The following is a 12,771-nucleotide window of genomic DNA, read 5'->3' as shown; positions in this document are numbered from 1 at the left end:
TATCATTACTACTAAATTGCTATAGAAAAATTAAAGATTATACACCTAGATAAATTGTAATTTATCGTTCCCTTTTCAGATAAACCATATCAACAAGTTGTTTTCCATCTTCAAAGATTGGGTGGTCGTAGTTATCTATAAAAAAGTTTTTTATTAGATGTGATTCTGTAAAACAACATTTTTTATAAAAATTAAGTGTAGATGGAACATCACCTGTTCCAACAAACATAGTGTTGCAATCAGTGTAAAAGGAAAACAGGAACTCTATCAGTCTTTTTCCATAACCTTTTCGTTGATAATCAGGTAAAACAGCAATGTTTTTAAGCTCGTAAACACCATCACCCTCATGTGTAATCACACATTCAGCTTTTACGCCATTATCATCCAAAACAAACATTTCACCACGGTCAAGATACTTATCTATCATATCTTCTTGTTCGTCAGCCAGAAATAGTAATTCTATATATTCTTTTTTGTTGTCTTTAATCATTCTTATATTCTTAATATCAGAATTTACTTCGTTATGGGTCGCATCATAATCTTTAATTCCTTGAATTAATTCTTGCTTAGCCAGTTCCATCGCTGTATTCGACTCAGCTTTTTTATCAGATAAATATTTATATGCTTTTTGAAAAACTACAGTAGTCGCAACTCCAGCCGCAGCTGCTGCTCCTATCCATGGAAACATTTTTCTTTTTCCTGAATTAATAAGCAAATCTACAAATTTTTCAGGGCCACCATTTTCTTTTGCCATCTTTGATAATTCTGCATAATCCCATGCCATTTTATATTCCTCCACAAATTCTAATTTATCTGGCATTTAAAAAAATAAACTCTCTTGTAAAATATCACCAATATTCATTGATTTATATTTTTAATTATACACAAATAATAGTAATATTTAAATAAATTTTATAAATATTTATATTTATGCTTCCTACATTAAAATCCTCTGTTTTAGGTGGTTAATCATATTTCCAGACTTTTTTAAAACAAAGACTAATATTTAAGCTTTATACAGGTAAAGTTAAATTTAGAATTTTGAAAAAATTATTTCCGCTCTGTCCATGTGAGCTTAGCGGTAAGTGGACTGCTAAAGAAAAGTAAAATCCCCTCCTTAAGCTAGTAAAAAAAGATTACGGAATAAATGACTTTTGGTGTGCTAGTTAGGCAACCTGTACCCAAAAGTCATTTAAGTAGTAAGATTTTTTTACCTGTCTAAGGTGGACTAGTAGGACTAGTATTCTGGAATTGCATATTTTTAGGACTAGTAAGGCTACCTGTCATTAAAATATGTAATGGAGGAATACCTGTCCTACCTGTCCAAAGAGGCGCAGTTTCGTGATTAAAAATAGTTAGAATTAACATAAATAGATTAGGAGCCAGGGCTTGGGGCAGAGCCCCATTATATTTATTTAGAGCTTCCAGCATGGAAGGTTTCAGATTAAATAATAGCCCCCACCGGGTACCCTAAATAGGACTAGATTAATCCTATTACTATCTTAGGTAATATAAGGCTCGCTTCATTTTAAGAGACTTATATTGCCTTAGAGAGTAAAGGTAATATCCTGTACTATTTCGGGTGGTGGATAAGGGCCCAAAAGTATCAATTTTCAGTATACTAGTAGCTTCAATAATAAGAGTAATATCAGGAATAACACTTTTAAATAATAATAGTTACTAACATAATCAATAAAAATAATAATTAAAAATAAAGCAAAACAAAATATTATTATAAATATAAAAGGTGCGTTAGCACTTTTGTTTTAGTGGTTTGGCGTAAGCCAAACTTCTACTCTGTCAACTTTGAAAAAGTGGACTGCTACTGTCCGTAGGACTATAATTTAGAGCTTAAAAAAAATTCTTTTATACCTTCAGTGATAATAAATAGTTAAATAGATTTTTTTGAAATAAAATAAAAAATTTATTTTAAGATAATAATAAATGAATTATTTTTAAAGGTTTCCTTCTAAGCGGAATAAGGATTACCTGGAATGAAATATGATTTTTACTGCTTAAGAGGAATACCTACAAAAAATCTTATTTCATGTAAGGTAATCTTTATGGAGCCAATGGGTGATACGAAAAGGAAAAGTTTAATTGAGTAGATAATAAAACTAATGCATCAGAATTTAAAAGCATAGTGAGTGAAAGGAACGGTAGCTTTTAGCATTATGATGCAATGGTTTTATTAAATAGAATTAACATATATAGATTATGAGACAGATTTAAGGGCAGATCCCTTTTATATTAAACTATTTTGATGTAATCAAGATTTCCTTAGCTGCCGCAGGCTATAAATTCAAATCTTAATAATTAATTTGTTTATCTATGTATAGAAAAATTTAATTTGCAATATTAAATATAGGTAAAAGTATGAGAATGGTTTCTGAATTAGAGATAAATGAATTAAGGATTAAGATTTCCTTTTTAAAAATAAATCCTCTCTTTTGCAGCTTAACTGCATATGAGAGGATTTATTTTAACACCTTAGATTAATTCATTATATTTTTTATAGTTAAATCCATCGAAAAACGTTATACATTTTTCTAATATAAACTTTATTACTTCATCAGCTTCTAAAGTTTCATAAAAATCTAGCATTAATTTATTATACTCAACCTTATATCTAGCTGGTATAGAAAGTACTCCTATATCATTTGATAACAGGATAAGGTTTGATGAAAGTCTAGCTGTTCTCTTATTTCCATCATAAAAGAACTGACAGTAAGATAGCCATAGATTAAGTATAATAGCTTTTTCAAGTAAATTATCTATAGAATTTATTTTATCTATATCAGCTTTAAATACTTCCTCTAAATCCTCATAATTAATACACTTATATTCAACAGTACCTGCAATTCCAATGTTACCCTTTCTAAAGTCACCTACTATTAATGCCTCATCTTTAGCAACTTTACTATGAATATCACAAATAACTTCTTTGTTTAACTCTAAAGAATTTGTTCTACTCAAATTAACAACATAATCCCATGATGACTTTATATTTAGTATTTGATTTTGATCACTTAACTTATGGCCACCAACAGTAATGCCATCAAGTAATGTTTGTACCTCTGGAAAAGTAAATGGATTATTTTCCAAATTTCCCATATCATAAACAAACTCACTAATCATCTGCTTAACATAAGTTAAAATATATCTTTTATCTCCATGTGGTAATTCATCTTTAAATTTATATCTATATCTAGGAATAAATGTATCCATAGCCAACACCTCAAATAAATATTTATTATTTTTCTCTTACTATTATACACCAAGATTATTCTAGCTTAAACAAAAATTGAATTATTGTTAAGTTGAAATTTCATAGCTAGTATTTATATTGTGACATTCCTCTCAAGGTTATAGTGTAAAGTTACTAACAACTTTAGTTGTCTTTTTAATATAATCATCTGCCAGCCCATCAATGCCATCACAAATAAACTTTAAGCTACAGGTCTCACAGTTCTTAATTATATTTTGATCCATAAGTGAACACTTAAGCTCATCATTATATGTTGAATTTCTAATTGCTAAAGCAATACTTAATCTGTCATAAACTTCTCCCTCTTCAGTAATTTTAATTCTATTAGATAGCATAATACCACACCCCTTAAACTTTTCTCATTAAAGATATATGGTTTAAAAACTAATAATTCAAATTCAAAGGATATTTTTTATTAATAAACCTCACAATCCCTGATGTTTCCAGCATATTCTTATATTCTTCTATTCTTTTATATATGACAATATAAGAATATCTATATAACCATTCTTATATTCCCATATATATTAAATGGGAAGGGAGTGTTTTAAGTGAGAAGAAAAAAAGGTTTAATCATAGATCCAAGCGACATATGTTATGAAGAAGAATGTGAAGAAATAGGTTTTGAAGCACCTGGTGAAATAAAAGGTAACTTAGTTGAAGGCTTTTCATTTACAAATGAGCCAGTGCAATTTACACATACCGCTCCAGATACAACAGAAAAACCTAAAGTAGAAAAACAAAAATCTAAAAAGAATAATACAGATATTTTAGATATGAGAAAACTATCAATAGTAAATGGACTTACCCCTCCAATAGATGGAGAAAAGCTAGAATATAAGAGATGCTATATGCTAAGATTCTCAACCCTAAAGAAGCTAGAACAAATCAAAGCCATGCATCCAGATATAGTTTATGTCAGCTCTATAGTAGATATGGCAATCAATCATTACTTCCATTGTCTCTGTGATAACGAATAAATCAGTATGAAAACTTACTGATTTATTTTTTATAAACAAATAACCTATACTCCCTGCTTCAAAACCATATATATTATTTGGAGGTGATATCATGGAAAATTTAGATTTTATATCATTAATAGGCAATACTGGCTTCCCAATAGCTATTACAGCCTATCTATTGATTAGACTAGAAAAGCAACTTACTTCACTATCAAATAGTATAAATACATTAAATACCATTGTTTCAGTAAAATTAGGTGCTGTTGTAAAAAATGAAAAAGACAAAGCTGCATAATATAAAAAATCTGATAGGCCAAAAGTTTATCAGATTTTTTATATTTTATTATTAACTTTTGATTTCTTCTTTTTAAACCATATATATTAAATAGCAAGCTACAAGGAGGTGAATAACATGGCAATTTCAAAAGAATTAATGACAACTACTTTAAGTATTGAAGTACAAAGCGGTGTTGATAAAGATGGTAATCCATCATACAAGAAAAAAAATTTTTCAGGTATTAACGGAGATGCTACACCAGAAGCTCTAGTAACCGTTGCAGATGCAATTAAATTAGTGTTAGCTAATGAAACTAGATACACCTTAGTTAATGAAATCTCTATGCTAGAAAACAACGCTTAGCTTTAGTAATCCAAATCTTATAGAAAGGAGGACAAACAATGGAATACTCATTACAAATGGTCTTTTTATGTGAGAGTGGTGAAAAGAGTTCAATTACAATTTCAGAAGTAAAACCTGGACTTACAAACACAGATGTAATAGCCCTAATGGACACCATTATCGCAAGCAATATCTTTGGAACAAGTAAAGGTGCATTAATCAGTAAATACAGTGCTCAAGTTGTACAAAGAGAAGTTACAAAATGGGATCTTAACTAGTCAAAAGGCATTGGATTCGAAATCCAATGCCTTTTTGTAACTCAAAGAATTTTATATTTTGCTAATTAAATTCAGTATATTTTATTCTATAGGAACTTATTCATAATCACTTTCGTAAACTTCAATATCCTCTTCATTATCCTTTTTATCAACAGAAAAATCATGTTCAAAAAACCATTTATAAGAACGTTTTGCAATTATTTTAGTTTCAACTAAATCTAGTCCACCACCAATAACTGCCCCTACTCCTGGAATAAGTTTCCCTAAATTTATAACTCCTTTAGTTCCAAATTTTGTTATAAAACGAAAACCAACTTTTTGATTTATTTTAGTTAGTACTTTACCTGGTATTTTCTTTATCAATCCATTTGCAAATTTAACACCAAATTTAATACCAGCCTGCTTTATCACGTTATTGACTGCAACACCAGCAAGACAAGCATATACAAGTGTTTGAGTTTGGTCACTATCAAGGTCAAAGCCAGCCATATATGAAGTACAAGCTATCATACGCATTTGCACATAAATTACGCTAGTAATATTTGCAGGAAGAGTTACAGGCATAGTAATGAATCCACCAAATCCAGTAATAAACCCAGATGTTGCACATTTCGTAATTTGATTTCGTATCATTGCTTTACAAGCTTCTTCTTTGGTTTTATATTTTTTCAAATAATCGTTAGCCATTTCTTCTACACTAGGACTAACTTTTGGAATACCATTTAAACATTTTTCATAACAAGAATCTAAAATTTTCATTACATCTTCCTGTGCTATAACTGTTTTCTTTTCTTTTTCACTCATCTATCAAGATCCCTCTTTATAAATTTAATTTTCTCTTACCAAATAATTTAATTATACATGAAACATAAAATCATTTATATTTATTTCAATACCTGATTATTCAATTTCAGTTACTTGACTCAAGACATAAATATAATTCGTTTATGATACGTATTCTATAGTAATTACAAACACTTATATTTCAGTATTTATAAAAATAAGAAGCCAATTAATATATAATGACTTCTTATCTGTGATAAATTTATATAATATATTATTTATCTAAATATAACTAATAATTCATAAGTTTACATAAACAAATCATATGTCTGTATTTTTACTTTGGTTAGAAATAATATGAATTTTTTCTTATAGGGATATATTTCCATTAATTTCATTATCATTTAAAACTGGAGTAGTTAATATTTTCTCTTTCATAGAACTTTCTTTTTCTATATTTTTTTGAAACTTTCTTGCTCCTCTATTACTATCAAAGCTGAATAAAATTTTAATGACTAAACCAAAAATTAGTATTGTACCTATTGGAATAACACAAGAGGTAATAATCATAATTGCAATAGCATCTAAAAATGATATAAGTGTATCTTCTCCCTTTTTAATAATTTCAGATATTCCACTTCCTATTTTAGAAGTTAAATTTGATAAATAGTCTCCCACTTTATCCATCCAATTTTGATCTTCTTCAGAAAGATCTTCTTTCTTTTCTTCAATATATTCTTTGTTTTGTTCTGCAGTTTTAACTGTCTGCTCTATTGAGGTTTGATAAGAATTATATATTAAGTCGCTAACTTTAATGCTTGATGGAATTGCTATAAACAGAATCACCCCGAATATTGCTAATTTTATTGCAAGTGTTCTCATTACCTCCTTCTTTGTATACAAATAAAAAATTCCCAACACACAAGCAAAAGGAATAATATAAGTAAATGATATATAACCAACTACTGAAACTAACATCTTTTCCAATAAAATTGAACCTAAAATTAAAATGAAATAAGGAGCTAATTCCGCAATTTGATTAGCAATTGGCATTGAAGCATCTCCAGGTATAAGTGATAAAGCTGTCGAAGCTGCTGCTGCAGCTGCTGCAAGTTTCATAACTAAATATTCTTTATCATTCAATGACTGTACTGTTGATGCATTAAAATCTGGTTGTGTTACTATTTTTGACACAACAAAAATAGATAATAATGATATTAATAATAGTGCTATCATTACTATACTGCGTTTTGAAATATTAATTTTTTTTAATTTTATCACAATATATATCCCCCTTATAAAAATATTTATATTTAGCCTTATTGTTTATACTCAGTTAATATTATTTTTATATAACCTAAATAAATTTATAATATATCCTATATATGTAAATTCTATACAATAAATAAAATTCCTTTTTTTGTTTTACTGTATAATTTGTACTACTCTAATCTTCTCATTTTTATATAAACATAAATCCCTCCATCAACATCATTAAATACAACATCATGGCCAGGATAAATAAACCCAGGATAAAGCTTCTCAAAGACTTCTCTTTCCCCTTGGTTTTGTGATAGTTCATATAATTTTTTTATTTGAATACTTATAATCATTAATCTCTGGCACTGGTATAACTATATTCTTAGATTGGCTCCATCTTTTCTTTCCTCTAGGATCCTTTGAAAGATAATTTGCTAGTTCTTCAAAGCCTAGTTCATTAGCTTGCATTCTATTTGCATTAGCCATGCCTTTTCCCCATAATTCTTCTGCCTTATCTCTATCCATACCGGATATATAATATGATGATGGATTCTTGTTTTTGTTCTTTTATAATCTGTAGCTTCCCTATATTCTAAAACTGATATATATTTTAGTTCGCTAAATCCATTCTTCTTCCTAAAGTTTTTAATTCAACCATAGTTACCTCTTCCTATTACATTCAATAAAACCGAAACTCAATTCTAAGCCAAGTTAGCATACTTCTTAAAACCTCGAATTATAAAATCTATTTTAATAATGAAAAATAGTTAACACTAATTCTCTTATTCTTTTATTTATATCATTTACGAGTATATTATTTTAAAGTATTAACTTTTTATAAAAACCCTAAATCATTGTATAACAACCATTTAGGGCTTCTATTTCTAAACTAGTTTTTGCTCAAAAATATTATCTAAATTAACCTTCTTAATCCTATCATTAATTTCATCCTTATCAGTGGTATAAAGACCTAACTCTTGCATTCTCTTAAAATAACTAGCTCCAGCAAAAGTATACCTATCCTTTCTGCCCTCCCTAGTTTCAGCCTTTTCATTAGCAAAAGAAATCAAATCACCTATAGCTATAGAAGAAGGTAAAATCAATAGTGGCATTCCCATCATTAGCCTTACAGCATTATGACCTGCTAAGCTACCTGTACATATAGCTTCAGTATGACCAACAAAAAGTCCAGCCTTTTCACCTGCACATAAAAGATTATCAACTCCAACAACTCTCATATCATTCGTCCTTGGTGCCACAGATAAATACCTTATAGAGTTACCCTTACTTCCTGCATAAGGATCAACATACTTAGCATATTCAAGACCTGGAATCTTTCTAAGCTTTTCAAGTGGATAATAAGTTGTCATAAGCTTAGCATGACCAGTGTCAAGTAAAACTATATTCTCGGCAAACTCTTTAAGTGCATATTGTTGACATACCTTTGTACTAAGCTTACCATAATTTACATCTTCTGAAGGAACCTTTAAGACAACAACACCTGTTTTATCTAATTGCTCCCTAATTTCCTTAGATAAACTTTCTTTTGCAAGCTTACAAGATCCAGAAAATGCTCCTAAAGCATCTCCATTTCTTTCACCTTGAATATCACAAACTCCACACCTTGCACTTATGCTTAATCTTGGTCCAAAAGCAGGACAACGTAAAATACACATAGAACATCCATTACCATATCTTAAACAATTTCCCATAGGTCCTGTTGAACCAGTTGTTTCAATGAACACATCACCTTTAACATAAGTGTCATCACTTAATAAAATTCCCCTTATTTTCTTATTTTCAACATCAACATCCTTAACACGGCTCTCTAAATGAAGGTGTATTCCTAAATCTTTCAAATGATTTCTTACTACACCTTCAATAATATTTACATCATATAAACTTGCATGCTTATGACCTGGAAATTCTATATTAGCATGTCTTGCACATTTATCTGTTAATTCAATTAAATCTCCACCACCTAATGCAATTAGCTCTTCTGATGCAGTATAACGACCATTGTTTCTCATTATACCACCAACATTACCAAGTCCAAGTAAAAGATCTGTTTTTTCATAAATATGGACTTCTGCCCCTGCTTTTCTCGCTGTTATTGCAGCAGCACATCCTGCCCATCCTCCACCAACAACTACTACCTTCATATTAATCTCCTCCCCTCAAAAATACCTCTTGGACTAGCTTGTACTTTACAGAATCTCTTTACTCTATGACCTGAAAATCTAGCTGTACAACTTCCACATACACCTTCACCACAACACATCTTGAAATTATTACAGCATGACAAATCTATATCTTCTCTTTCTAAAGAATCTAAAAAATCAATAACACTATAAGTCAATATATCTGCTCCAGCTATATGAATTAAAGATATATTATTATATTTAATAAGAGATTTTATAGCAACCTTACCCTCTGGCGATAACTCTCCCTTTTCTATTAAGTTCATCTCCTGAGGTACTATATTAAATTTATCTAACCATTCAGTAACATAAATATCTTTAAATGGTTGCTTATCTACTATAAGTGTCACAGTGTTATCATTTTCTATTAACCTTTTAATTACCGGTATCATAGGAGCCATCCCAATACCTCTAGCAATAACTATAGTATCATTATTTTTTTGTTTTCTTATGTTTTTTAAACCAAATACTCCATTCCAATATGGGCCTCTTATTGTTATATTTCCTCCAGCCTCTATATTCAATAATTGCTTAGTTTTTATTCCTCTTATCTCTATCATTATTGAAATTATATTAGTTTCAATATCTGAATCTAATATTGAAATAGGAACATCAAAATATACATTTTCTTCGCTTCTGACAAAAATGAAGCTACCAGGTCTTGCTAAATCAATTACAAGCTTATGTGGCGCTTCAAACTTAACTAATAATACATCATCAGGATATAATACCTTTTCACTCACTTTGCACTTATATACTTTTCTTTGTTCTTTTGCTTTATTGCCATTGTCATGAAATTCTTGATATATACATACTCCCTTCCAATTTAAGCAATCACAAAAATGACTTCCTTGTAATTGTGAACAAAGAATACATTCACCGCTTTCAGCTAAATGACATGGACAAAACTCCGTCCCTGCATCTATACAATCAATTGTCTCCTTAAACATCTCGACTCCTAAAGTAATACTATACACTATATAGATTATTTCAAAAATTTCTTTTTGTTACTATAAGTCGCCTGATATATAAAATATTCTACTAATTTTTAATATAAAATTTCTTATATATTTAACAATCCTTTATATAGTAATTGAATATAATATAAAAATACAAAAAAATCACAATATATATATAATAGTTTCCTATCTTATATATATTGTGATTAAAATCTACATAATTAAGATTCAATTAAAGCAGCGTTAATTTCTCTTTCTTTTCCTTTCCAGAAGTATACTGCAGCTACAATTACTAATAAACAAAATGCTGCATATATCCAGAATAGCTTATTACCCATACTACCAAATAGAATTATTAATGATCCTATTATAGCTAGTGTTGGGTTTATCTTAGAGCTCCAAACTCCTTTAATTTCACCCTTATTTCCTAATTGTAATACTTTAAAGTATAAAATCATATATAAAGCATAACTCATAGTTATTGATATTTCTGATATATCTGAATTTGGAAGCATTCCAAACTTAGTTGTTATATAATGTACACCAAACCATACTGTACTTATTAAAAATGCAACTACAGCTGAGTTTATAGGCATTAAGAACTTTTCATTTACCTTAGAAACAAATTCTGATTTAGGGAACATATTTCTTTCCGCTAAAGAGTGTGGTAATCTTATCATTCCTAAAATTAATCCATTAACAGTACCCATTATAGAAATTACTACGAATATTAATATAATCTTAGCTCCCCATGGTCCTAATAAATTATTAGCTGCTAAGTCAACATGAGAATCACCAAGTGCCATAACTGTTTCTGGCCCAATGTAAATACTTATTCCAACAAAGTATAATAAATACATAGCTAATATAAATATTGGTGCTATTATTAAAGCCTTTGGTAAATTTCTTTTTGAATCCTTTATTTCATGTCCTATAGATGTAGTAACAACCCATCCATCAAATGAAAATGCAATTGGTGCTATAGCAGCAATCCAACCAACTGATTGCATTGATTCTACATTACTTAAAGAAATATTACTTACATCACCAAAAATTAAACCTGCAATTGCAATTAAAACTAATGGTACTAATTTTATTATAGTAGAGGCATTTTGGAATAATCCACCTAATTTTGCAGATAAAGAGTTTATTATAAATAAGAATGCCATAATAGCAAATCCTATTAACATTTGCGTTTCTAAACTACCATCAATTCCGAATAATAAGCATATATATATTCCTGATACCCAAGAAACAACCGCTATTATTGTAGGAAAATATAAAAGTGTTTGGAACCATCCAAATGCACATGCTAATGATTTATTATAATTCTCCTCTGCATATGCTATTAATCCACCTGACTGTGAACTTCTTGAAGCTAACTGTGATATTGTTAAACTTCCAAATATTATCGCAATGGCCGCTATACAAAATACTAAGACTCCTAAGCCAATACTTCCCCCAGTAGCAACTAATATGTTGTCACTTTTAAAGAATATCCCAGACCCTATAACTATACCAACTATCATAGTTATGGCTGTAAATAATCCATATTCATTTTTTTTCATAATTTTCCCCCCAATGTTCTTTTATTTACTTTTTCTTGAGAATAGATTTCACTATTATCTGCTAGTTTTCTATACTATATCATGAAATCTAAATTTAGTAAATATTACATTGGTTTTTTTTTATTTTATTGGTTTTCTTTTAAACATTTTACCAATTTGTTAAAATATTATCTAAAAATTTCTTCTCCCATTTGAATAAAGCTTTGCAATGCCATAAAGAATTTTATATCACATCTTTCACCACTATTTAATATTTTAATGGCATCTTCTCTAGATAATAATACTGTTTCAATATCTTCATCCTCTTCTAAATTTTCATCAGATACTTTTCCAGAACATGTACAGTAAACTAAAGAAACTGATTCATCTGTCATTCCAGGAGATAGATATAATTTTTGTCCAATTTTTTCTTCCATAACCTCTTCTAAATCTAATCCTGTTTCCTCTTTTAATTCTCTTTTTACTGTTGAAATAATATCATCATTATTATCTATTAAACCTGCTGGTAATTCATAAACATAATTATTTAAAGGTATTCTAAATTGTCTTATAGCAACTAGCTTTCTTTCCTCTTTGTGATATGCTAATATAACAACTGCATCAACCTTATCTTCTTTTCCACTAAAGAATTGCTCCTCTAATGCTTCTTTAGTTTTTCTTGTTGCAATAGTCCATGTCTTTTTATTTCCACCCTTATTAGTATAATTTGCATTATAAAGACTTAAAAATTTAGTTTGTGCTAATGTTTCTAGGTTTTCTACTTTATTTTTCATTTTAATATCTCCTTCATTTTATCGTTAGTGTAAAGTTTTTTACACTACTTTTCTTTTAAATTCTTTATATATCAAGGTTTCGCAAGTTTTTTTGTATAAA

Annotated in this window: 15 protein-coding genes; 4 read left to right on the top strand and 11 right to left on the bottom strand. The window is 29.0% G+C overall.

Features of this window, described 5'->3' with window-relative positions; translation table 11 throughout:
- Positions 1-61 precede the first annotated feature (61 nt).
- The 3 genes from HCG76_RS15645 to HCG76_RS15635 all read right to left on the bottom strand — a co-directional run bounded on the left by HCG76_RS15645 (position 62) and on the right by HCG76_RS15635 (position 3,603).
- Complete coding sequence (locus HCG76_RS15645; RefSeq protein WP_221701232.1) at positions 62-490, bottom strand: GNAT family N-acetyltransferase; 429 nt, start codon at positions 488-490, stop codon at positions 62-64.
- Between the two features lie 2,000 nt (positions 491-2,490).
- Positions 2,491-3,228 (bottom strand): Fic family protein, encoded by a 738-nt coding sequence (locus HCG76_RS15640; RefSeq protein ID WP_022167726.1) that lies wholly within the window; start codon positions 3,226-3,228, stop codon positions 2,491-2,493.
- 138 nt (positions 3,229-3,366) lie between these two features.
- Positions 3,367-3,603, bottom strand: a complete 237-nt coding sequence (locus tag HCG76_RS15635; RefSeq protein WP_148322435.1) for a hypothetical protein — start codon at positions 3,601-3,603, stop codon at positions 3,367-3,369.
- Positions 3,604-3,819: 216 nt separating this feature from the next.
- On the opposite strand from HCG76_RS15635, the gene HCG76_RS15630 reads away from it, so the two are divergent.
- From HCG76_RS15630 to HCG76_RS15615, 4 genes are all read left to right on the top strand, one after another.
- Positions 3,820-4,248, top strand: coding sequence for a hypothetical protein (locus HCG76_RS15630; RefSeq protein WP_204572059.1), 429 nt, complete (start codon positions 3,820-3,822; stop codon positions 4,246-4,248).
- Positions 4,249-4,339: 91 nt separating this feature from the next.
- The gene (locus tag HCG76_RS15625) at positions 4,340-4,525 is read left to right on the top strand and encodes a YvrJ family protein (protein WP_221701224.1); all 186 of its coding nucleotides are present in this window, start codon (positions 4,340-4,342) and stop codon (positions 4,523-4,525) included.
- A gap of 117 nt (positions 4,526-4,642) precedes the next feature.
- A complete protein-coding gene (locus HCG76_RS15620) occupies positions 4,643-4,870 on the top strand; it encodes a DUF1659 domain-containing protein (RefSeq protein WP_221701225.1) in 228 nt (75 codons plus the stop codon).
- Between the two features lie 38 nt (positions 4,871-4,908).
- Positions 4,909-5,127, top strand: a complete 219-nt coding sequence (locus tag HCG76_RS15615) for a DUF2922 domain-containing protein (RefSeq protein ID WP_221701226.1) — start codon at positions 4,909-4,911, stop codon at positions 5,125-5,127.
- A 96-nt stretch (positions 5,128-5,223) separates the two neighbouring features.
- On the opposite strand, the gene HCG76_RS15610 is transcribed toward HCG76_RS15615, so the two are convergent.
- From HCG76_RS15610 to HCG76_RS15575, 8 genes are all read right to left on the bottom strand, one after another.
- The gene (locus HCG76_RS15610; RefSeq protein ID WP_221701227.1) at positions 5,224-5,931 is read right to left on the bottom strand and encodes an EcsC family protein; all 708 of its coding nucleotides are present in this window, start codon (positions 5,929-5,931) and stop codon (positions 5,224-5,226) included.
- Between the two features lie 348 nt (positions 5,932-6,279).
- On the bottom strand, positions 6,280-7,191 hold the full coding sequence (locus HCG76_RS15605) for a hypothetical protein (RefSeq protein ID WP_148322441.1): 912 nt from the start codon (positions 7,189-7,191) through the stop codon (positions 6,280-6,282).
- A 161-nt stretch (positions 7,192-7,352) separates the two neighbouring features.
- Positions 7,353-7,523, bottom strand: a complete 171-nt coding sequence (locus HCG76_RS15600) for a hypothetical protein (protein WP_195963762.1) — start codon at positions 7,521-7,523, stop codon at positions 7,353-7,355.
- Positions 7,489-7,656, bottom strand: a complete 168-nt coding sequence (locus HCG76_RS15595; protein WP_195963763.1) for a hypothetical protein — start codon at positions 7,654-7,656, stop codon at positions 7,489-7,491. The genes HCG76_RS15600 and HCG76_RS15595 overlap by 35 nt, the downstream gene beginning before the upstream one ends.
- Positions 7,657-8,054: 398 nt before the next feature.
- Entirely contained in the window at positions 8,055-9,332 is a 1,278-nt protein-coding gene (locus tag HCG76_RS15590) for an FAD-dependent oxidoreductase (protein WP_221701228.1), read from the bottom strand.
- Positions 9,329-10,321 carry a sulfide/dihydroorotate dehydrogenase-like FAD/NAD-binding protein gene (locus HCG76_RS15585; RefSeq protein ID WP_221701229.1) on the bottom strand — a complete coding sequence of 331 codons (993 nt, stop codon included), beginning with the start codon at positions 10,319-10,321 and terminating at the stop codon, positions 9,329-9,331. The genes HCG76_RS15590 and HCG76_RS15585 overlap by 4 nt, the downstream gene beginning before the upstream one ends.
- Positions 10,322-10,551: 230 nt before the next feature.
- Positions 10,552-11,898, bottom strand: a complete 1,347-nt coding sequence (locus tag HCG76_RS15580) for an APC family permease (RefSeq protein ID WP_221701230.1) — start codon at positions 11,896-11,898, stop codon at positions 10,552-10,554.
- Between the two features lie 167 nt (positions 11,899-12,065).
- A complete protein-coding gene (locus HCG76_RS15575) occupies positions 12,066-12,671 on the bottom strand; it encodes an NUDIX hydrolase (protein WP_221701231.1) in 606 nt (201 codons plus the stop codon).
- Between the last annotated feature and the right edge of the window lie 100 nt (positions 12,672-12,771).

The sequence above is a fragment of the Clostridium sp. K13 genome (genome assembly GCF_019734195.1).
Lineage (GTDB): Bacteria > Bacillota > Clostridia > Clostridiales > Clostridiaceae > Clostridium.
The sequence above is the reverse complement of the archived record's forward strand: the minus strand, read 5'-3'. Positions and strand labels throughout refer to the sequence as shown.